Raw genomic sequence first — 21,753 nt, forward strand, 5'->3', positions numbered from 1 at the left:
TAATGCTTATTCCGGGAACCACTTCTGATTGATTTGCTGCCAGGTGCCGTTGGCCTTCAATGCCACTAACGCGCTGTTCAGCTCGTTCAGCAGCGGCTCATTGCCTTTGCGTACCGCGATACCTAAACCGGTGCCGAAGAAGTCGGTATCGGTGATGTGCTCGCCTACCGCGCTAAGATCGTCATTGGCCTTGAGCCACTGATTCACCACCGCCGTATCACCAAACACGCCGTTCAGGCGACCGTTTTTCAGGTCGAGAATCGCGTTCTGATAGCTGTCATACGCCACCGCAATCACCTCCGGATGTTTCTCCAGCAGGTATTTCTGATGTGTGGTGCCGTTCTCAACGCCAACACGTTTGCCTTTCAGCTGGCTGAAGTCGGTGAACTGGCCTTTATGCGCAATCACAATCGCCGAGTTAGCGTAGTAAGGTTGGGTGAAATCGACCTGCTTGCTGCGATCGGCGGTGATATCCATGCCGGAAATCACTGCGTCATAGCGACGGAATTTCAGCGACGGAATCAGGCTATCGAAGGCGTTGTTGGTGAAGGTGCAATCCGCTTTCATCTGCTGACACAGTGCTTTTGCCAGATCGATATCGAAGCCCACGATTTGGTTGTCGTGATCAAGGGATTCGAACGGGGGATAAGTGGCGGAAGAGGCGAAGCGGATTTTTTCCGCCGCATAAGCATTCATTGCCAGAGTTGCCAGCGCAGCAGCAACGATCCATTTTTTCATTATGTAACTCCTGTAAACCATGCCAGAGACGGAACGGGTTACACGATGCCAGTTAATGAATTTATATGCAATATTTTTGCTTATTAATTTAAACGAACAGCGGGCGCTTTTTTAGTGCGCCCGCAGGGAATAAATCAGTTACGACGCTCAAATGCCAGCGCACGCTTCTCGACCAGACGCATCATCAGCGTCAGCAAGCCGTTAACCACCAGATAGATCAGGCCAGCGGCAGCGTATACCGAGATATCGTAAGTGCGGCCATACAGCAGTTGTCCGTGGCCCATTACTTCCATCAACGTAATGGTGTAGGCCAGCGAGGTACTTTTAAATACCAGCACCACTTCGTTGGAGTAGGACGACAAGGCGCGCTTGAAGGCGTACGGCAGCAGAATGCGCAGCGTATCTTTGCGGTTCATGCCGAGCGCCGCGCAGGATTGCCATTGACCGGACGGAATGGCGCGCACCGCACCGTAAAACAGCTGCGTGGTATAAGCCGCACTGTTGAGCGATAGCGCCAGCAGCGCACACAGCCACGGCTGCGACAGCAGATGCCACAACCAAGGAATGTTTTGGATGCTGGGGAACTGGCCGGGACCGTAATAGATCAGGAAGATCTGCACCAGCAGCGGCGTGCCGGTGAACAGCGTGATATAGCCTTTCACTAGCCAATTGAGCACCGGCACTTTGAGCGCCAGCACGATGGTGCAAAGTACAGAGAGCACCAATGCCGCAATCAGCGATGCCACGGTCAGCGTCAGGCTGGTGTGTAGCCCTTTCAGCAGCTCGGGTAAGTAATCCAGCATGCTTAAGCCCCTCGCTCGAAACGCGTGGTGCGCAATTCAATGCGGCGCAGCACGAACTGACTGAACAGCGTGATAATCAGATAGATCGCCGCCGCCACCAGATACCAGGTAAACGGCTCTTGCGTGCGCGTAGCGATACTTTTGGTTTGCAGCATCAGATCATTCACGCTGATCAGCGATACCAGCGCAGTATCCTTCAGCAGCACCAGCCATTGGTTACCCAAACCGGGCAGCGCGTGACGCCACATCTGCGGCATGATCAGGCGCAGGAAAATCGCCGACTTCTTCATCCCCAGCGCCTGGCCCGATTCCCATTGACCCACCGGCACCGCTTTCAGCGCGCCGCGCAGGGTTTGTGATGCATAGGCGGAATAGAGCATCGCCAGCGCAATCACACCACACAGGAAGGGACTGACGTCGAAGTTTTCAATTTGCACCTGCACCGGAATAGCGAACAGGCCGAGATTGATGTGGAAGCCATCGGAGAGCGTTAGCAGCAGCTGTGAGGCGCCGAAATAGATAAACAGCACCACCAGAATTTCCGGCAGGCCGCGAATCAGTGTGACCAGCGCGGTACCGAGCCACGCCAGTGGTTTCCAGCGCAGCGATTCCCAGCCAGCAAAAATCATCGCCAGCACAAGGCCGGCGATCAGTGCACAAACGGCAAGGCCGACGGTCATACCGGCGGCGCTTGCGAGTGGAATCATTTCATTCATCAGAAATTACTGCTGGAACCATTTGCTGTAGATGGTTTTGTAGGTGCCGTCAGCTTTGATCTTCTCCAGCGCCGCATTGAACTTGCCCTGCAGCTCGCTGTTGCCCTGACGCACGGCAATACCTAAACCGGTACCGAAGTAATCTTTGTCCGTCACTTTCTCACCCAGCGGCGCGAGGTTGGCGTTCTGCTTCAGCCACTCGTTCACTACCGCGGTGTCACCGAATACCGCATCGATACGACCGTTTTTCAGATCCAGCACGGCGTTCTGGTAGCTGTCATAAGGCACAACGGTGATGTCGCTGTGTTTGTCAGAGAGGTATTTCTGGTGCGTGGTGCCGTTCTGCACGCCTACACGTTTGCCTTTCAGCGCGGCCACGTCAGCCATTTTGCCTTTCTGCGCGATGAAGATGGCCGAGTTGTCGTAATACGGCTTGGAGAACAGCACTTGCTTCTCACGATCTGGCGTGATGTCCATGCCTGCCATAACCGCGTCAAAACGACGGAACTTCAGGCTGGGGATCAGGCTATCGAACGCCTGATTAGTGAAGGTGCAGGTCGCATCCATCTCTTTACACAGCGCGTTAGCCAGATCGACATCAAAGCCCTGAATTTTGTTATCAGAGTCGACGAATTCAAACGGAGGATAAGAAGCCTCGGTAGCAAAACGCAATGTCTGTGCCGCTGAAGCGCTCAGGCTCAGGCCAGCAAGGAGGGCAGCAATTACAACTTTTTTCATTAGAAGCATCCTGACTTAATGCGAAAGATAATTAGCAAACGCGTCGGTTTGCGGCTGTGTAAAGTGGCTGGCATCGCCTTGCTCAACAATGTGACCGTTTTCCATATACACCACGCGGCTGGCGGTTTTACGCGCCACTTCCACTTCGTGCGTCACGATCACTTGTGTGATGTTGGTCTGTGCCAGCTCACGAATAATGCTGACGATCTGGGCGGTGATTTCGGGATCGAGCGCGGCGGTCGGTTCATCAAACAGCAGCACCTGCGGCTCCATCATCAGCGCACGGGCAATCGCTACGCGCTGCTGCTGGCCGCCGGAAAGATGCAGCGGGAAGCGATCGGCGTAAGGCGTCAGGCGCAGACGGTCCAGCAGCTTTTCAGCACGCGCACGCGCGGCGTCCTTGCTGAGGCCGAGCACGCGGCACGGCGCTTCAATCAGGTTTTGCAGCACGCTCAGGTGCGGCCACAGATTGTATTGCTGGAATACCATGCCCACGTTCTGCCGCAGCTCGCGAATCGCGCTGTCGGAAGGGGCTTTGGTGAAATCAAACTGGTTGCCGGCAATCTGCAGGCTGCCGGAGCGCGGTTGCTCCAGCAAGTTGAGGACGCGCAGGAGCGAACTTTTACCCGCGCCACTCGGGCCGAGCAACACCAGCGTTTCACCCTGCGGACAAGCCAGGTTGATATCGAACAGGGCCTGATGGGTACCGTAAAAACAGTTTATGGCGTTTAGTTGAATACTCATGCGCAAAAAATGAATAGTAATTAGTGTCGCGGATTTTAACGTCACCAGAATAGTTATGCAATTGTGGTGGGTTAATATTTATTAAAGAGCAGTGAAACCTCCAAAGCGTAGCACAAAATCGCGCAACTCAAGGTGGATGAGGGCTGGCGAGCCCTATTTTGTTCACAAAATATCAACAAAAAGCGCCGCAAGGATGCGGCGCGCTAAACAATGGTATTAACGGCGGGAAAAGTGAACGGTTACTTTTTCGCTTCCAGCAGCTGCGTCAGCGAACCGCCGCCAGCGTGGGGCACCTGGCCGACATAACGCACATCATCAACCACCCAGCAGGTGCCTTCGTGGATCATCAGCACTTCATCTTGCCAGGTTTTGCTGTCGCGGCTCAGCTCAACCCGCAGCGGAATATTGCGCGCGTCGCGGTTAGGAATGGTGGATGCGCTGGCCACGTCCGCTGAAGTTGGGCCTTGCGCCAGGCTGGAGAAGAGATCGCCGCGGGTCCACGCCGCTGGTTTCGGATTCTGGCTGCTGGCACTCAGCAGCTTTTGATACAGGCGATCGCTCAGGTAAGGGCGATATTTCGCCAGCGTGTTGCTGTCTGGCAAACCTTGCGTCGGCTGGCTGACGCGTAAATCGTAGAACTGTTGCGCCACGCTGTCCGGACCCCCGTCAACGCAGGCAGCGGTGCGCGGGCCATTATCCTTAATCACTGGCTCAACGGTGGTACAAGCACTTAGCAGCAACGCTGCGGGAATAAGCAGCGCAAAGGCATTGTTTCTCATCTCGATTTCCTTATTGTTCACTGGCAAAGCGCCATTTTTAGCATAGAGTATAGCCTTGCTTTTAAGCGCTACGAGCTGATTCAGAAAAGGAGAACACCATGAAATTTTCTACAACGCCCACGCTGGAAGGACATAGCATCAGTGAATATTGCGGCGTGGTCGCCGGTGAAGCGATTCTCGGCGCCAATATTTTCCGCGATTTCTTCGCCGGTATCCGCGATATCGTCGGTGGCCGCTCTGGCGCCTACGAAAAAGAGTTACGCAAAGCGCGCCAGATCGCCTTTAAAGAGCTGGAAGAGCAGGCGAAAGCGCTCGGCGCCAACGCGGTGGTGGGCATCGATATCGACTACGAAACTGTCGGCAAAGAGGGCAGCATGTTGATGGTGAGCGTCACCGGCACCGCCGTGATTATTCGCTAATGCGCGTGGTTGTCCTGCTGGCGATGGCGCTGTTACTCAGCGCTTGTCAGTCATCGATTGAAGCGCGCCATGGTTACTGGGTTGATATCGCGCATCCGGCGCAGGGCGCGCGGCCGCGAATTAAAGTGGTGGTGATTCATTACACCGCTGAGGATTTCTCCACTTCGCTGGCGACGCTAACCGATCGGGAAGTTAGCGCGCACTACCTGATTCCGCAGCATCCGCCGCAGAAAAACGGCAAAGGCGTGGTGTGGCAATTGGTGCCGGAAAGCCAACTCGCGTGGCACGCAGGCCCGAGTTTCTGGCGCGGTGCAACGCGCATCAATGACACTTCGATTGGTATTGAAATCGTCAACAGTGGTTATCGTCGAACCTTAACGGGTTTGCAGTGGCAGCCCTTTACGCCGCAGCAGATCAGCGCGCTGATGGCGCTGGTCAAAGATATCACTCAGCGCTACGGCATCGCGCCGGAAAATGTGGTCGGGCACAGCGATATCGCGCCGCAGCGTAAGCAGGATCCCGGTCCGCTGTTTCCCTGGCAGCAGCTGGCAGAGCACGGTTTAGGCGCGTGGCCCGAGCAGGCAACGGTGCAGCGCTATCTTAACGGACGCGCGGCGGATGAAGGCGTGGATCAGGCAGAACTGCTGGATGCGCTGCAGCGCTATGGCTACGACGTGGCGGCGGCGACCACGCCGCAGATGCAGCGCAAGCTGATTGCGGCGTTTCAAATGCATTTCCGCCCGCGTGATTATCGCGGCATCGCCGATGCAGAAACCCTGGCGATCGCCCGCGCGTTATTAGCGAAGTACGGTGCGGCGCAGTGATACGCGGCATTGGTCGCCATAAATGGCGGCCGTTTGTTTACTGCTGCAGGAATGCCTGCCAGTGCGCCACCAGCCGTTGCAGATCCTGACGGCTGACATCCAGATGCGTGACAATACGCGTTACGGGCCCAACGCTAATTAGCACATCGCCCGACTGCATCCAGCTTTTCAGCGCGTCAACTTTCTCTGTTGGCACCTTCACAAACAGCATGTTGGTGTGCTGATTGAGCACTTCAACACCGATGGCGCTGAGCTGCTCGCCTAACCATGCCGCATTATCGTGGTCGTCTTTGAGACGCGCGACATTGTGCTTCAACGCATACAGTCCTGCCGCGGCCAGAATGCCCGACTGACGCATGCCGCCGCCGGTCATTTTGCGCCAGCGACGCGCTTGCTCAATGTAGGCCTCATCGCCACACAGCAGCGAACCAATCGGCGTGCCAAGGCCTTTTGACAGGCAGATGGTTAAGGTGTCGCAGTAACGCGCAATCGCTTCCAGCTCCACATTCTGTGCCACCACGGCGTTAAAAATACGTGCGCCATCAATGTGCAGCGCCAGCTTATGCTCGCGGGTGAAAGTCCACGCTTGCTCCAGATAGCTCAGCGGCAGCACTTTACCGTGATGGGTGTTTTCCAGGCTCAGAAGACGGGTGCGGGCGAAGTGGAAATCGTCGGGTTTGATGGCGGCGGCCACCTCCGCCAGCGGCAGGGAACCATCTTCCGCATGCAGAATTGGCTGTGGCTGAATGCTGCCAAGCACCGCTGCGCCGCCGGCTTCATATTTGTAGTTGTGCGCCTGCTGACCCACGATATATTCATCGCCGCGCTGGCAGTGACACAGCAGCGCAACCAGATTAGCTTGCGTGCCGGTGGGGAAGAACAGGGCGGCGGCTTTGCCGCTCAAGCGTGCGGCTTCGACTTCCAGTGCGTGTACGGTGGGGTCATCGCGGTAGACATCATCGCCGGTTTCGGCTGCCATCATGGCATCGAGCATGGCAGCACTCGGGCGGGTTACGGTATCACTGCGTAGATCGATCACGTCGCTCTCCTGAAATAAAAAAGCGGGCGAAGCGCCCGCGTTATCATCATGTTTGGCCTGAATTGTTTTACCTCAGCCAGTTGGTTTTCGCCAGCTCTACGATCTCATCACCGCGTCCATTCAGAATGGCGCGCATCATGTAGAGGCTGAAACCTTTGGCCTGCTCGGCTTTAATCTGCGGCGGCATCGACAACTCTTCTTTGGCGGTAATCACGTCAAGCAACACCGGGCCATCGTGCGCAAAGGCTTCCTGCAGCGCGCCGTTAAGATCGGAGGCTTTCTCGACGCGAATGCCTTTGATGCCGCAGGCGGCGGCGATGGCGGCGAAATCCGGGTTTTCGAGGTCGGTGCCGTCGGTCAGATAGCCACCGGCTTTCATCTCCATCGCCACAAAGCCCAGCACGCTGTTATTGAAGATCACCAGTTTCACCGGCAGTTTGAGCTGCGCCACCGAAATGAAATCGCCCATCAACATGCTAAAACCGCCGTCGCCACACAGCGCCACCACCTGACGCTGCTTGTCCAGCGACTGCGCGCCCAATGCCTGCGGCATGGCGTTGGCCATCGAACCGTGATTGAACGAGCCGATCAAACGACGTTTGCCGTTCATCTTCAGATAGCGCGCTGCCCAAACGGTTGGCGTGCCGACGTCGCAGGTAAAGATGGCGTCGTCATCGGCGTATTCGCTGATTTGCTGGGCCAGATATTGCGGGTGAATCGCCAGCTTATCGTTAGCGGTGGCCAGTTCGTCCAGCCCTTTGCGCGCATCGACATAATGCTCCAGCGCTTTGTCCAGATGCTGACGATCGGTTTTGCTGGTGAGCTGCGGCTGCAGCGCATGCAAGGTGGTTTTGATGTCACCCACCAGCGCCATATCCACATGGCTGTGTGAGCCAAGGCTGCCCGAATTGATGTCGATCTGAATGATTTTGGCATCGGCCGGATAGAAGGCGCGATAGGGGAATTGCGTCCCCAGCAGCACTAAGGTATCGGCATTCATCATGGCGTGGAAACCAGAGGAGAAGCCAATCAATCCGGTCATGCCGACATCGTAAGGGTTATCATATTCGATGTGCTCTTTACCGCGCATCGCGTGCACAATCGGCGCTTTCAGCGTTTCTGCCAGCTTCACTACTTCGTCATGCGCGCCAGCGCAACCGCTGCCACACAGCAGGGTGATATTTTTCGCTGCATTCAGCGTTTCAGCTAAGGCGGCCACTTCGCGGGCGGTTGGCACCACGTGCGGCAACTGCGGCGGATACCATTCGCTGCGTGCGCTTTCCGGGGCCGGCTGCAATGCCACGTCGCCGGGGATCACAATCACTGATACGCCACGATTGAGAATCGCTTTACGCATCGCAATGCCCAGCACCTGCGGCAGCTGCTCCGGATTGGAAACCAGCTCGCAATAGTGGCTGCATTCGCGGAATAATTCTTGCGGGTGGGTTTCCTGAAAATAGCCGCTGCCAATTTCGCTGGAAGGAATGTGGGCGGCGATGGCCAAAACCGGAACGTGATTGCGGTGGCAATCAAACAAGCCGTTGATGAGATGCAGGTTGCCCGGTCCACAGGAACCGGCGCATACCGCCAATTCACCGCTGATTTGTGCTTCAGCGCCGGCCGCGAAGGCTGCCACTTCTTCATGGCGCGTCGGCATCCATTCGATGGTGCCCATGCGATTCAGGCTGTCGCTCAGCCCGTTGAGAGAGTCACCGGTGACGCCCCAAATGCGTTTCACGCCGGCGTTTTCCAAAGTTTTTGCCAGCATTGCCGCCACAGTTTGCTTCATCGTTATGCTCCTTTCTGGTGTTGAGCCATCCATGCCGATGGCGAAAACGTGTCAGTCAGAAAGCGTAGACGATGAAGCTGGCGTGCAGGCGTGAAAAAATGCGTTATGCCGAGAACAGGGCGATAAGGATTGGCGCCAGCAAACTCATAATAAAACCGTGCACAATCGCAGCGGGCACGATCTCCATGCCGCCGGTGCGTTGCAGGATTGGCAGCGTGAAATCCATCGAGGTTGCGCCGCTCAAGCCCAGCGTCATGCTGCGTTGACGGGTTATCAGCAGCGGGATCAGCATAATGGTGATCAGCTCACGCAGCAGGTCGTTGAAGAAGGCGGCGCTGCCTATCACCGGGCCGAACGATTCGCTCATCAGAATGCCGGAGAGCGAATACCAGCCGAAACCGCTGGCTAACGCCAGGCCGGTTTTGATCGGCAGATCCAGCAGCAGCGCGGCCATTACGCCGCCCACCAGCGCGCTGCACAGCGATACCAGCGCCACCAGCATGCCGCGCCGGTTGATGGTGATTTGACGTAGCGTCATGCCGCTGCTGCGCAGCTGAATACCGACCAGCAATAGCATCAGCATCAAGGCGTATTCACTGATGGTCGAGGCGTGACGCAGCGGCGCCCATTGACTCAAACCGAGCAGAAAGCCCGCCAGCACCGAACCGCACAGCTTGAGCGACTCCAGCGCCATATGCAGACGCGACGGCAGCGCTTGTGGCTTGTGCTGATGACGCCACGGCCAGCGTCGCTCCAGCAGCCACAGCGCCAGCAGCGAACAGGCAAGAATGCTCAGCATGCTCACCAGCGCGATGTGGAAAATGGCCAGCAAATTGCTGCTCAGGTTATCGAGGAATGCCAGGCTGGTGCCCATAAAGAACAGAATGATGTAGACCAGCGCGCTCAGCGTGCGGGCAACCGCCTGTAAAAGCGTGGTGTGGCGCAGCGGCAGCAGATAGCCGAAAATCAGCGGCAAAAGGATGATAATCAATCCGTACATGTGAGGTTTCTATCCATGATTTGCGGGCTGCCACGCTAGCGAAAAACGGTTGAAGTGTAAACCTTTTCCCCTGGCGCTGACTTGACCAACGCAGCGTGGCGGACCATGCTCAGGCAAAGCAGCAGATGGAATGTATGATGATTCTGGAACATATCGATATTTACGGATTTCGCGGCATTAATCGGCTGTCATTGCCGTTGACCCACACCAATGTATTGATTGGGGAAAATGCCTGGGGTAAATCGAGCCTGCTCGATGCATTGACGCTGTTGCTGGCGCCCGCCGCCGAGCCTTACCAGTTTACCGAACACGACTTTCACTTCCCGCCCGGCGACATTGATGCCCGCATGCGCCAGTTGCAGCTGGTATTTCGTTTTCGTGCCCAGGGCGATGATGAGAGTGCGTTGTTTCAGCCCTTCTGGCAGCACGATGAGCATGGACGCTATATCCGTTTCAGCACGCGTGCTAAACGTCAGGATCAGGGTGTAAAAACCAGCTGGCGTTTCATCGATCAGCATAACGATGTGTTGCCAGCGGCAGGCACTGACGCAGCGTTGGCATACCTGCGCGCTTATTATCCGGTATTGCGTTTACGCGATGCGCGTTTTGGCCGTCGTAACCGCCATGCTGACAGCGATGCGGAGCGCCGCGAGACGACGCTGACGGCATTGGCGCAGGAAGTGGAAAAGCTGACGCGCGATTTGGTAGTGCGCCCGCAAACGCTTAGCGACGATCTGCTGCGTCAGGGATTGCATACTATGCAGCAGCTGCTGGAACACTATTTTCTGGTGCAGCAGTCAGGCAGCAGCGCGCCGCGCGTGGCACCGGAAGTTCGCGATGGCAGCGAAGGCTGGCGATCGCTGGATAAACTTAATCACCTGATTGCCGGCACCGAATCACGCAGTCGTCAGGTGATTCTGCTGCGCATGTTCTCGCTATTGATTCAGGCGCACGGCAACGAGCCGCTGCCGGCGGGTGCGCATCCGCTGCTGCTGGTGGAAGATCCGGAGACGCGGCTGCATCCCATTATGCTATCGGTGGCGTGGAATTTACTGGAACTGATGCCGCTGCAGAAAATCGCCACCACCAACTCGGGTGAACTGCTATCGCAGGTGCCGCTGGAAAATATGTGTCGGCTGGTGCGTGAACCCGCGCGGGTGGCGGCATGGCGCATTGGGCCAGAAGGTTTAAGCGCTGAAGAGAGTCGCCGTATCGGTTTCCACATCCGCGTGAATCGTCCTTCGGCCCTGTTTGCCCGCTGCTGGCTGCTGGTGGAAGGCGAGACCGAAGTGTGGATTATCAATGAACTGGCGCGGCAGCGTGGCTATCACTTCGCGGCGGAAGGAGTGAAAGTCATTGAGTTTGCGCAATCGGGCTTGAAACCGCTGCTGAAGTTCGCCCAACGCATGGGCATCGCCTGGCATGTGCTGACCGACGGCGACCAGGCGGGCAGCAAATATGCGGCGACTGCCCGCAGCCAGCTACCGTCGGCGTCACGGGAAAGCGATCATCTCACGCAGTTTCCGGCACCGGATATTGAACATTTTCTCTATAAGCAGGGTTTCAGCGATGTTTATTACCAGACGGCGCACCTGCCGTTAAACGCGCCGATGAACACGCGGCGTATTATTAGTAAAGCCATTCAGCACAGCTCGAAACCTGAGCTGGCGATTGCCGTCGCGATGGCTGCGGCTGAACGCGGGCCACAGGCGATTCCGCCGTTGCTGGATCAGCTGTTTGCGCGCGTGATGTGGTTGGCTCGCGGCCGGGCGGATTGAGGAAAGGGTGAGATGCGCCAAATAAAAATGCCAGCGTCTGCGGCTGGCATTTTTTTTCGGGAGTGGTCAGAATACGTGAAACAGCATGCGCGTTAAGCGACCGCGGCTTGCGTGGCTTCACAGGGCACGATCAGGCTGGCATGATTGCCTTTTGGTCCTTCATGGACATCAAACTGAACCTGCTGGCCAGCTTTCAGCGTTCTGTATCCCTCCATCTGAATCGTGGAGTAGTGTGCGAAGATATCGTCGCCGCCGCTAATCGGACAGATAAACCCGAAGCCTTTGGCGTTATTGAACCATTTTACTGTACCCGTCTCCATGCTTTTACTTCCCTCGCAAGACATTTTGATAAGTAGGTGAGGTCATCGAAGCTGTGAGTCGAGTTTGTTTAAAACTCAATCAGCTTGTGTTAGTAGAATGTAGAGAAACGGACCTTACCGTCAAGCAAACGGCCCTAGCGGACGGGGATAAATTCATCAAAATTTGAGGCAGTTAACGCTATTGCAAATTTTGTGATACAGGTCGCGCATGTGCTTTTAGGGCCAGTTTTTATCAACTGAAAACCGGCTTGACAGGCATGTTAAACTTTAGGAATGGGCGCAGAGATGTGCACAACCGTAACGCAGAATTTCGACGGAACATTATGGCAAACACAAACGACTGGCTTAATTTTGAACATCTAGCCGAAGATAAAGTACGCGAAGGGTTAAAGCCGCCTTCAATGTATAAAGTCATTCTGAATAATGACGATTATACACCTATGGAATTTGTTATTGACGTTCTGCAAAAGTTCTTTTCTTATGATATTGAACGTGCAACGCAGCTGATGTTGAAAGTTCACTACCATGGAAAAGCAATCTGTGGTGTATTCACTGCAGAAGTGGCGGAGACCAAAGTAGCCCAGGTGAACAATTACGCACGAGATAATGAACATCCGTTGCTGTGTACGCTAGAAAAAGCCTGAAGCCATCTCCATATAGGAGATAGGTTGTCAGAGCGATAATTGGGGGAGGTGCCAAATGCTCAATCAAGAACTGGAACTCAGTTTAAACATGGCTTTCGCCAGAGCGCGCGAGCACCGTCATGAGTTTATGACCGTCGAGCATCTGTTGCTGGCATTGCTCAGTAACCCGTCGGCCAGAGAGGCACTGGAAGCCTGTTCGGTGGATATCGTGGCTCTGCGTCAGGAACTCGAAGCCTTCATCGAACAAACCACGCCGGTGCTGCCTGCCAGTGAAGAGGAGCGCGATACCCAACCTACGCTCAGCTTCCAGCGTGTGCTGCAGCGCGCGGTATTCCACGTCCAGTCCTCCGGTCGCAGTGAAGTCGCAGGCGCGAACGTGCTGGTCGCGATTTTCAGCGAGCAGGAGTCGCAAGCGGCTTATCTGCTGCGCAAACACGAAGTGAGCCGTCTCGATGTGGTGAACTTCATCTCCCATGGTACGCGTAAAGACGAACCCGGCCAGCCGCAGAACAATGCGGAGAATCCGGTTAACGAAGAGCAAGCAGGCGGGGAGGATCGTATGGAAAACTTCACCACCAATCTTAATCAGCTTGCTCGTGTCGGCGGAATCGATCCGCTGATCGGCCGCGATAAAGAGCTGGAACGTACTGTTCAGGTGTTATGCCGTCGTCGTAAGAATAACCCGCTGCTAGTGGGGGAATCGGGCGTGGGTAAAACCGCGATTGCCGAAGGGCTTGCCTGGCGCATTGTGCAGGGCGACGTACCGGAAGTGATGAAAGAGTGCACCATCTATTCACTCGACATCGGTTCGCTGCTGGCGGGTACCAAATACCGTGGTGATTTTGAAAAACGCTTCAAAGCGCTGCTGAAACAGCTGGAGCAGGACAGTAACAGCATCCTGTTTATTGATGAAATTCACACCATCATCGGTGCCGGTGCGGCATCGGGTGGCCAGGTTGATGCGGCGAACCTGATCAAACCGTTGCTCTCCAGCGGCAAAATTCGCGTGATGGGTTCGACGACCTATCAGGAATTCAGCAACATTTTTGAGAAAGATCGTGCGCTGGCGCGTCGTTTCCAGAAGATCGATATCACCGAGCCTTCTGTGGAAGAGACCGTGCAAATTCTTAACGGCTTGAAACCGAAGTACGAAGCACACCATGACGTGCGTTATACCGCCAAAGCGGTGCGTGCGGCGGTGGAGCTGGCGGTGAAGTACATCAACGACCGTCATCTGCCGGATAAAGCGATTGACGTGATTGACGAAGCTGGTGCGCGTGCGCGTCTGGTGCCCGTCAGTAAGCGTAAGAAAACTGTCAACGTTTCGGATATTGAAACGGTGGTGGCACGTATTGCGCGTATTCCTGAGCAGAGCGTGTCACAAACCGATCGTGATACGCTGAAAAATCTCGGCGATCGTCTGAAGATGCTGGTGTTTGGTCAGGATAATGCGATTGAAGCACTGACTGAAGCGATCAAAATGAGCCGTGCAGGTTTGGGCCAGGATCGTAAACCGGTCGGTTCCTTCCTGTTTGCGGGCCCAACCGGTGTCGGTAAAACAGAGGTTACCGTCCAGTTGGCAAAAGCGCTGGGTATCGAGCTGCTGCGTTTTGATATGTCCGAGTATATGGAACGTCACACCGTCAGCCGTTTGATTGGTGCGCCTCCAGGCTACGTTGGCTTCGATCAGGGCGGTTTGCTGACTGATGCGGTGATTAAACATCCGCACGCTGTGGTACTGCTGGATGAGATCGAGAAAGCGCACCCGGATGTCTTCAATCTGCTGCTGCAGGTAATGGACAACGGTATGCTGACCGATAACAACGGCCGTAAAGCAGATTTCCGCAATGTGGTGCTGGTGATGACCACCAACGCCGGTGTGCGTGAGACTGAACGTAAGTCGATTGGCCTGATTCATCAGGACAACAGTACTGACGCGATGGAAGAGATCAAAAAGATCTTCACCCCAGAGTTTCGTAACCGTCTCGACAACATTATCTGGTTCCGTCACCTGTCTCAGGAAGTGATTCATCAGGTAGTGGATAAGTTTATCGTCGAGTTGCAGGCTCAGCTGGATGCGAAGGGCGTATCGCTGGAAGTTAGCGATGATGCGCGCGATTGGCTGGCTGATAAAGGCTACGATAAAGCGATGGGTGCGCGTCCGATGGCACGTGCCGTACAGGAAAATCTGAAGAAACCGTTGGCGAATGAACTGCTGTTTGGTTCGCTGGTTGATGGTGGATCGGTATCAGTAGCGCTGGATAAAGATAAAAACCAGCTTACTTACCACTTCCTGAGTGCGGAAAAACGTAAAACCGAAGGTACTGTACACTAAGCGTTATGCAGATATGAAAAAGGCCGGATGCGAATCCGGCCTTTTTTTTGCGCTAAGTTTGTGCCATCAGCGCGAGATAGAAATATCTACTTAGCGACTACGGAAGACAATGCGGCCTTTGCTCAGGTCGTACGGGGTCAACTCGACAGTCACTTTGTCGCCCGTCAGGATGCGGATATAGTTTTTGCGCATTTTACCGGAGATATGAGCGGTAACCACGTGCCCGTTTTCAAGCTCTACGCGGAACATGGTGTTGGGTAACGTATCCAGTACGGTACCTTGCATTTCAATATTGTCTTCTTTGGCCATCGAATCCTCTGGGTGTACTACCAAACTGTTGAACCGGCAAGATAATGCCGAATTCCATGATTTATGTAAAGAACCGTTGATGATTTTGCCAACGCTTCGCCGTGCGTCGCGCCGTTGCGCGTGCAGTACGGATAAATTAGGGTGTTTTTTGACGTCTGCGGGGGATTAGCGGGCTAAGAATCTGTAGCAATCGGCATCAGTTGCACAATCAAAACAGCTTCGGGAAATGTGTGAGATTCCCAACCTGGCAATTCCGGCTCGCCACAGCGAAGCGCGGACGACATACCAAACTCGTTTATTGTATCACTTTTGTCGGGAATTGTGTGCAAAACATCGGTGACCGATGTCAAAAAAGGGTTTGTGTGTGCCAGCAACTCTCGGAAACCGGTTGCCACGCCAGCGTTTGCACGTACTGCAGATAATCAACGCGAGGAATTTCCACCGCACCGAGGGAAGCGGTATGCGGATTCAGCACCTGACAATCAATCAGCCGGCCCTGATGCGCCTGAAAATGTTGTGCGAATACCCAGAGCGCGGTTTTCGAGGCATTTTCCTGACGGCTGAACATCGATTCACCGCAAAAAATTTGCCCCAGCGCCAGGCCATACATCCCGCCGACCAGTTGCTGCTCGCACCAGACTTCAATCGAATGTGCGTGGCCCAGTTCGTACAACCGCAACCACGCACGTTTCACTTCGAAAGTGATCCATGTCCCTTCCTGACGGCCGCTGGCGCAGCCTTCCAGCACCTGCGGAAACGCATGATTCATGGTGACGCGATACGGTGAGCGCTTATGGAAGCGCGCCATACTGCGGCTGAGATGGAAAGATTCTGGCAGCATGACCGCGCGGGGATCCGGCGACCACCAGAGAATCGGATCGCCAGGAGAAAACCACGGAAAAATGCCTTGCTGATAAGCATTCATCAGGCGGGCAGGGGAGAGATCGCCGCCCATCGCCAATAATCCATTGGGCTCGCGCAGCGCCATTTCCGGTGGTGGGAAATTTAATGAATCTCGTGAAAGCTGTATCAGTCTCATTGCATCAATCACACTCAGGGCTGTTGGCTAAGACTATAGCGTAAAGCGCTGATGGAAACGCCAGTAGCGGCCTGCTTTTGAGATTAATTCGGCGTGCGAACCGGATTCGATAATTTGTCCCTGATCCATAACGCAAATGCGGTCCATGGCGTCTAAACCACTTAAGCGATGCGTTACCATAATCAGCGTCTTGCCGCGGGTGACGTGTTGCAATAACGCCAGAATTTGCTGCTCGGTGCTGGCATCCAAAGCTTCGGTAGGTTCATCCAGCAGCCACAAATCGCCATCATGCAGCAGGGCACGCGCTATTGCCAGACGACGCAGTTCGCCGCCGGACAACGGTCGACCGCCGTCGCCCATCCACGCATTCAATCCTTCGCTGTGTTCGGCGAGATGGGCCAGGCCCACCTTACTCAACGCGTCTTCCAGTTGCTCATCGCTAGCATCGGGTTTTGCCAGCAGCAGATTGTCGCGCAGCGTTTGGCTGAACAGATGCACGCGCTGTGTTACCACGCTAATGCGGCGACGCAATGAAGCTTCATCCCAGGCGTCGAGATCGCTATCGTTGAGGCTAATTGAACCTTGCTGCGCTTCCCAACCGCGGGTAATCAGCGCCAGCAGACTGGATTTGCCGCAGCCGGTTGGACCGAGCAGCGCCAGATGCTCACCTGCATTTAACGATAGGGAAAAATGCTGCAACACCGATTCGGGGCGCTGCGGATAGCTGAAGCGGATGTTTTCCATTTTCAGGCTGATACCTGATGGGCTACTGATTTTTGCGCTGGGAAAACGGATCGCGGCGGGCTGTTCAATGATTTCCTGTACCCGCTTAGCGGCGCTGGTCACCTGCGACAGCGGCAGAAACGCTCCGGCAACCGGGGCCAGCGCTTCAAACGCCGCCAGTCCGCAGAACACAAACAGCGCGAGCAATGCGCCCGGCGAACTGTTTCCACCCACGCCATTCGCGGAAATCCATAGCAACAGCGTAACCGTCGCGCCGCTGATGACCAGCAACAGACTTTGCGCCAGTGCCTGCAGGCAATGTTGTCTGCGTTGCGCCTGTTGCCACTTCTGTTCATCGCTATCAAGTTGGTCGCGCCACTGTTGTGCTGCACCATAAATTTTCAGCTCAGACAGGCCAGTAATCCAGTGCGTCAACTGCATGCGCCAGCTGGCCTGATGCAGGGCGATTTGGTGTCCGGCTGAGGTGCCAAGCCGCCAGAACAGCGGAGGCATGAGCAACAGCGTCAAAAGCATCATACCGCCGAGCAGCAAAGCTAACGGTACATCCAGCAGCGCCAAACCGCAGGTGACCACCACAATTACCACTGCTGCACCGATTAACGGCGAGATCACACGCAGGTAAAGATGATCGAGTGTATCCACGTCGCTGACAAAACGGTTGAGCAATTCGCCATGACGAAAACGAGCCAGCTGTTCCGGCGATAGGGCGATAAGTTTGCTAAAGGTGAACACGCGCAAATGTTGCAAAACGCGGAAGGTGGCATCGTGGCTCACGAGGCGCTCAAAATAACGTGCAGCCGTGCGCGTGATCGCCGCGCCGCGCACACCGGCAGCGGGCAACATATAGTTGAACGTATAAAGTCCCGCTACGCCCGCCAGCGAAGAGGCGGCAAGGAACCAGCCGGATAAAGTCAGCAATCCGATACTGGCAAGCAAAGTGATAATGGCGAGAATAATGCCAAGTCCCAAACGCCATGGATGACGGCTAAACAGACGCAGGAAAGGCAACAAATTATTCATTATGCGATCTCCTTCTGACGATGCTGCGCCATTTCACGCAAAGGTCCATCTTGTTCAATCAGCTGCTGCCAGGGACCTTGTTGCACCAGTTGCCCGGCCTGCATCACCCACACTTCATCCCAGCTAGGGAGCTCGTTGAGTTGATGCGTGATCATCAGCGTGGTCTGCTGGGTGGCCGCCTGCTGCAGTGCGCGGATAACATGTTGCTCACTTTGGCTATCCAGCCCAGAACCGGGCTCATCAAGCAATAGCAGTTGTGCCGGTTTAAGCAGCGCACGCGCCACGGCAATACGCTGCGCCTGACCGACGGAAAGCCCCACGCCGCCATCGCCTAAAAGAGTATCTAATCCGTTTGGCAGACGATCTAAAAACTCGTCAACGCCCGCGCGCTGCAGAACCGACATGAGCGTCGCGTCATCAATGGGGCTATTAAGCAGCAGGTTTTCGCGTAGCGTTTGCGCGGGTAAATGCGGATTTTGGCCAACCCAGGCAATATATTGTTGCCAGCTATCGCGGTTGATATCACGCAGCTCCTGCCCATTAACCTGCAGTGAACCTTGATAAGGCAGGAAACCCAGCAAGAGGTTCATCAGCGCGGTTTTGCCTGCACCGCTTTGTCCTACCAGCGCTACACGTTTACCAGTATCGAGAGTGAAATTGAGCGATTGAGAGAGCGCTTCACCGCCAGCAGTCATGACCACCAAATTCTGAGCCTGAATATGCAGCGGTGTAGTGAGAGAAAGCTCGCGAGAAGCATGCTCTTCGTGTGGATCGGGACTTTCGCGTAGAAACTGGTCCAGCGCATCAGCTCCGCCAATCGCTTGCGCTTTGGCGTGATAAAAGGTGCCTAAGTCGCGCAACGGCTGGAAAAATTCAGGCGCCAGAATAAGTGCCAGGAAACCAGCAAACAGCGTTACGCCGGTGCTGTAATGACCAAAATTCAGTTCGCCGAGATAAGAGAAACCGAAATAGACCGCGACGACAGCAATCGCCAGTGAGGCAAAAAATTCCAGCACGGCAGATGAGAGAAACGCCAGGCGCAACACTTCCATAGTGCGTTGCCGAAAATCGGTGGTGCTGGCGGCAATTGCTTCTTGCTCTGCCGCAGCGCGATAGAACAGGCGCAGCGTTTCACGTCCACGCAGACGATCGTAAAAATCACCACTTAGCCGGGCGAGAGCAACAAAGTTGCGGCGATTGGCATCTGCAGCGCCCATGCCAACCATCGCCATAAATAGGGGAATCAGTGGCGCGGTGACCAGCAGAATCAATCCCGCCGCCCAGTTAATTGGAAAAATGGCGATCAATATGGCTAACGGAATAAAGAGTGCCAGCGACATCTGAGGCAGATAACGCGCGTAGTATTCCTGCATCTCTTCGATTTGTTCGAGCAGTAGCGTAGCCCAACTGCCTGCTGGCTTACCTTGAATCCAGGCGGGACCGAGCACATTGAGTCGATCCAGAACCTGCTGACGCAGCGCACGGCGAATGGCAACGCCGGCGCGATGTCCTGCCATTTCGCGGGCGTAATGCAATCCGGCGCGCAAAACAAAGCATAGAAGCAGCAACAGAAAATCGGTGAGCAGTGATGCGCGCGGTTGCTGCGCGACAAGCAGATTTTGCAGCAGCGAAGCCAGTAACCAGGCTTGGGCGATAATGACCAATGCGCCAGCAAAACCCAGCAGCGAAGCCGCACGTAAGTTGCGCGCACCGTGATTACGTTGCTGACGGAGCCAGCGGAGAAGTTCTTGTTGCCGTGATTTGTTCATGCGATGCCGTTTGGTAACTCAAAAGAGATGTGAATCCCGGATGAAAACCCAGCAATATCGGGCGCGTGAACTGTAGCACGCAGGTAACAAAAAAGGCGACCAAAACTGGCCGCCTTTTAGCGATTATGATCAGGTTATTAACAACTTACTTATCGTTTTTAACCAGTCCATCGAGGAAGCGTTCCGCATCCAACGCCGCCATACAGCCGGTACCGGCAGAGGTAATTGCCTGACGATAAATATGATCCATCACATCGCCGGCAGCGAACACGCCTGGGATGCTGGTTTGCGTGGCGTTGCCGTGCAAACCAGACTGCACTTTGATGTAGCCATTCTCCAAATCCAGCTGACCATCAAAAATTGCGGTATTTGGACTGTGGCCGATGGCGACAAACAAACCAGCGACGTCCAGTGATTCAGCCGCTTCACCTTTGGTAGACAGCAGTTTCAAGCCCGTCACGCCCATTTGATCGCCAACCACTTCATCCAGCGTGCGGTCGGTGTGCAGCACGATGTTGCCATTGCGCACTTTTTCCATCAGACGGTCAATAAGGATTTTCTCAGCGCGGAAACTGTCGCGACGGTGAATCAGATGCACTTCTGCAGCAATGTTAGCCAGATAAAGCGCTTCTTCAACGGCAGTGTTACCGCCACCAATGACGGCAACTTTCTGATTGCGGTAAAAGAAGCCGTCGCAGGTCGCACAAGCAGAGACGCCTTTGCCTTTGAACGCTTCTTCTGATGGCAATCCGAGATAACGTGCCGATGCGCCAGTGGCGATGATCAACGCATCAGCAGTGTATTCACCGCTGTCGCCGACCAGACGGAACGGACGGTTCTGCAAATCGACGGTATGAATGTGGTCAAAAATGATCTCGGTGTTGAATTTCTCGGCATGCTCCTGCATGCGCTCCATCAACGCTGGACCGGTCAGATCGTTTGCATCGCCTGGCCAGTTCTCCACTTCGGTGGTGGTGGTGAGCTGACCTCCTTTCTCCAGTCCGGTAATTAACACCGGATTCAGGTTAGCGCGCGCTGCATATACCGCAGCAGTATAACCGGCAGGGCCGGAGCCCAGAATGAGCAGCTTACTGTGTTTGGCCGTACTCATGCGTTCCTCAATTTTTTTTCTGACAACATAGTTTTTGATTGTAGGGAAATTAACGCCGCAAAAAAAGGCTCCAGCAATTTTGTTAACAATCACTGCGAGCGGCGTAGACGATGAGTGCAACTTTTGCACGCGCGTTGCGCCAAAAGGGGGCAATGCTCGGCAATTAGTGGTGCAGCAGCATAAAAATTCTCATTTAAAAACAGCAACCCAGAACTCTATCTGGCATCTTGTACTGAATTTGGATGTTTTACTTTGACAATCGCCTGCGCTTTTGCGAAAACATTGGGAGAAGCAGAGAATATTTAGCGATTCAAAACAGAATTTCATTTCTGTTTTGGGCTGTTTAGCCGAATAAACTCAGCCTGACATTGGTAGTGACGCATGATGTGGACAGACAACATGCGTCATACGGATGGACGCGTTACTGCACAGGCTTATGGTCTTCACTTCAGTAAGGCCCTGAACAATGAGCGTTTTCAGGGTGTGGCAGGTAAAGGGAAGGAATTAAGAGAGACAATAATAATGGTAGACAATAAGAAACGCCCCGGAAAAGATTTAGATCGTATCGACAGAAATATTCTGAATGAACTGCAGAAAGACGGTCGAATTTCTAATGTCGAGCTTTCCAAACGTGTTGGATTATCGCCAACTCCATGTCTTGAGCGCGTGCGCCGCCTCGAGCGTCAAGGCTTCATTCTGGGCTACACCGCGCAGCTCAACCCGCATTATCTGGATGCTTCACTGCTGGTTTTCGTTGAGATTACTCTGAATCGTGGTGCGCCAGATGTGTTTGAACAATTTAACGCCGCCGTGCAAAAACTTGAGGAAACTCAAGAATGTCACCTTGTTTCCGGTGATTTTGACTACCTGCTGAAAACCCGCGTACCGGATATGTCCGCTTATCGTAAACTACTGGGTGAGACCTTGCTGCGTCTGCCGGGCGTAAACGACACCCGTACTTACGTGGTGATGGAAGAGGTCAAACAGAGCAATCGTCTGGTGATCAAAACCCGGTAGTGCAGGGCAGGTGCAAAGCTTGCAGGATTTCGGTACACTCCTGTGAATTCATACAGGACCAGCGTCGGGCATGCCCGA

21 protein-coding genes are annotated in these 21,753 nt (G+C 54.6%); 6 read left to right on the top strand and 15 right to left on the bottom strand.

The window, feature by feature from the left end:
* Positions 1-6: 6 nt before the first annotated feature.
* The 6 genes from artJ (DEU53_RS01540) to DEU53_RS01565 form a co-directional block, all read right to left on the bottom strand.
* The gene (gene artJ / locus DEU53_RS01540) at positions 7-738 is read right to left on the bottom strand and encodes an arginine ABC transporter substrate-binding protein (protein WP_097094391.1); all 732 of its coding nucleotides are present in this window, start codon (positions 736-738) and stop codon (positions 7-9) included.
* A gap of 134 nt (positions 739-872) precedes the next feature.
* Complete coding sequence (gene artM, locus DEU53_RS01545) at positions 873-1,541, bottom strand: arginine ABC transporter permease ArtM (RefSeq protein WP_008102451.1); 669 nt, start codon at positions 1,539-1,541, stop codon at positions 873-875.
* Between the two features lie 2 nt (positions 1,542-1,543).
* Complete coding sequence (gene artQ, locus DEU53_RS01550; protein ID WP_110865829.1) at positions 1,544-2,257, bottom strand: arginine ABC transporter permease ArtQ; 714 nt, start codon at positions 2,255-2,257, stop codon at positions 1,544-1,546.
* Positions 2,258-2,263: 6 nt separating this feature from the next.
* Positions 2,264-2,995, bottom strand: a complete 732-nt coding sequence (gene artJ / locus DEU53_RS01555) for an arginine ABC transporter substrate-binding protein (RefSeq protein WP_008102446.1) — start codon at positions 2,993-2,995, stop codon at positions 2,264-2,266.
* A 15-nt stretch (positions 2,996-3,010) separates the two neighbouring features.
* A complete protein-coding gene (gene artP, locus DEU53_RS01560) occupies positions 3,011-3,739 on the bottom strand; it encodes an arginine ABC transporter ATP-binding protein ArtP (protein WP_101760978.1) in 729 nt (242 codons plus the stop codon).
* A 239-nt stretch (positions 3,740-3,978) separates the two neighbouring features.
* Positions 3,979-4,518, bottom strand: coding sequence for a lipoprotein (locus tag DEU53_RS01565; RefSeq protein ID WP_101760977.1), 540 nt, complete (start codon positions 4,516-4,518; stop codon positions 3,979-3,981).
* Positions 4,519-4,616: 98 nt separating this feature from the next.
* On the opposite strand from DEU53_RS01565, the gene DEU53_RS01570 reads away from it, so the two are divergent.
* Both DEU53_RS01570 and DEU53_RS01575 read left to right on the top strand, forming a co-directional pair.
* Positions 4,617-4,937: a heavy metal-binding domain-containing protein gene (locus DEU53_RS01570; protein WP_007887640.1), complete on the top strand. Its 321-nt coding sequence runs from the start codon at positions 4,617-4,619 to the stop codon at positions 4,935-4,937.
* A complete protein-coding gene (locus tag DEU53_RS01575) occupies positions 4,937-5,761 on the top strand; it encodes an N-acetylmuramoyl-L-alanine amidase (protein WP_110865830.1) in 825 nt (274 codons plus the stop codon). Before DEU53_RS01570 ends, DEU53_RS01575 begins: the two co-directional genes overlap by 1 nt.
* 37 nt (positions 5,762-5,798) lie before the next feature.
* Here the strand turns inward: DEU53_RS01575 and ltaE are convergent, their stop codons facing one another.
* The 3 genes from ltaE to DEU53_RS01590 form a co-directional block, all read right to left on the bottom strand.
* Complete coding sequence (gene ltaE, locus DEU53_RS01580) at positions 5,799-6,800, bottom strand: low-specificity L-threonine aldolase (protein ID WP_110865831.1); 1,002 nt, start codon at positions 6,798-6,800, stop codon at positions 5,799-5,801.
* A gap of 67 nt (positions 6,801-6,867) precedes the next feature.
* Positions 6,868-8,589: a ubiquinone-dependent pyruvate dehydrogenase gene (gene poxB / locus DEU53_RS01585; RefSeq protein ID WP_110865832.1), complete on the bottom strand. Its 1,722-nt coding sequence runs from the start codon at positions 8,587-8,589 to the stop codon at positions 6,868-6,870.
* Positions 8,590-8,692: 103 nt separating this feature from the next.
* On the bottom strand, positions 8,693-9,589 hold the full coding sequence (locus tag DEU53_RS01590) for a lysine exporter LysO family protein (protein WP_101760973.1): 897 nt from the start codon (positions 9,587-9,589) through the stop codon (positions 8,693-8,695).
* Between the two features lie 137 nt (positions 9,590-9,726).
* Here DEU53_RS01590 and DEU53_RS01595 point away from each other — a divergent pair, with 137 nt between their 5' ends.
* The gene (locus tag DEU53_RS01595; protein ID WP_110865833.1) at positions 9,727-11,367 is read left to right on the top strand and encodes an ATP-dependent endonuclease; all 1,641 of its coding nucleotides are present in this window, start codon (positions 9,727-9,729) and stop codon (positions 11,365-11,367) included.
* A gap of 92 nt (positions 11,368-11,459) precedes the next feature.
* Here the strand turns inward: DEU53_RS01595 and cspD are convergent, their stop codons facing one another.
* Positions 11,460-11,687 carry a cold shock-like protein CspD gene (gene cspD, locus DEU53_RS01600; RefSeq protein WP_007887624.1) on the bottom strand — a complete coding sequence of 76 codons (228 nt, stop codon included), beginning with the start codon at positions 11,685-11,687 and terminating at the stop codon, positions 11,460-11,462.
* A 323-nt stretch (positions 11,688-12,010) separates the two neighbouring features.
* On the opposite strand from cspD, the gene clpS reads away from it, so the two are divergent.
* On the top strand, positions 12,011-12,331 hold the full coding sequence (gene clpS, locus DEU53_RS01605) for an ATP-dependent Clp protease adapter ClpS (RefSeq protein ID WP_007887621.1): 321 nt from the start codon (positions 12,011-12,013) through the stop codon (positions 12,329-12,331).
* A 55-nt stretch (positions 12,332-12,386) separates the two neighbouring features.
* The gene (gene clpA / locus DEU53_RS01610; RefSeq protein WP_064740732.1) at positions 12,387-14,666 is read left to right on the top strand and encodes an ATP-dependent Clp protease ATP-binding subunit ClpA; all 2,280 of its coding nucleotides are present in this window, start codon (positions 12,387-12,389) and stop codon (positions 14,664-14,666) included.
* A gap of 90 nt (positions 14,667-14,756) precedes the next feature.
* Here clpA and infA read toward each other — a convergent pair whose 3' ends face one another.
* The 5 genes from infA to trxB form a co-directional block, all read right to left on the bottom strand.
* The gene (infA, locus tag DEU53_RS01615) at positions 14,757-14,975 is read right to left on the bottom strand and encodes a translation initiation factor IF-1 (protein ID WP_002211347.1); all 219 of its coding nucleotides are present in this window, start codon (positions 14,973-14,975) and stop codon (positions 14,757-14,759) included.
* Positions 14,976-15,321: 346 nt separating this feature from the next.
* Positions 15,322-16,014, bottom strand: a complete 693-nt coding sequence (gene aat, locus DEU53_RS01620; RefSeq protein WP_110865834.1) for a leucyl/phenylalanyl-tRNA--protein transferase — start codon at positions 16,012-16,014, stop codon at positions 15,322-15,324.
* A gap of 33 nt (positions 16,015-16,047) precedes the next feature.
* Positions 16,048-17,778 carry a cysteine/glutathione ABC transporter ATP-binding protein/permease CydC gene (cydC, locus tag DEU53_RS01625; RefSeq protein ID WP_110865835.1) on the bottom strand — a complete coding sequence of 577 codons (1,731 nt, stop codon included), beginning with the start codon at positions 17,776-17,778 and terminating at the stop codon, positions 16,048-16,050.
* Positions 17,778-19,547 (bottom strand): cysteine/glutathione ABC transporter permease/ATP-binding protein CydD, encoded by a 1,770-nt coding sequence (gene cydD, locus DEU53_RS01630; RefSeq protein ID WP_110865836.1) that lies wholly within the window; start codon positions 19,545-19,547, stop codon positions 17,778-17,780. The genes cydC and cydD overlap by 1 nt, the downstream gene beginning before the upstream one ends.
* A 145-nt stretch (positions 19,548-19,692) precedes the next feature.
* Positions 19,693-20,658: a thioredoxin-disulfide reductase gene (trxB, locus tag DEU53_RS01635; RefSeq protein ID WP_061717155.1), complete on the bottom strand. Its 966-nt coding sequence runs from the start codon at positions 20,656-20,658 to the stop codon at positions 19,693-19,695.
* A 522-nt stretch (positions 20,659-21,180) separates the two neighbouring features.
* Between trxB and lrp the strand changes: the two genes are divergently transcribed.
* On the top strand, positions 21,181-21,675 hold the full coding sequence (gene lrp, locus DEU53_RS01640) for a leucine-responsive transcriptional regulator Lrp (RefSeq protein WP_006118610.1): 495 nt from the start codon (positions 21,181-21,183) through the stop codon (positions 21,673-21,675).
* Positions 21,676-21,753 lie beyond the last annotated feature (78 nt).

The organism is Pantoea sp. AG1095, assembly GCF_003208415.1.
GTDB classification, from domain to species: domain Bacteria; phylum Pseudomonadota; class Gammaproteobacteria; order Enterobacterales; family Enterobacteriaceae; genus Pantoea; species Pantoea leporis.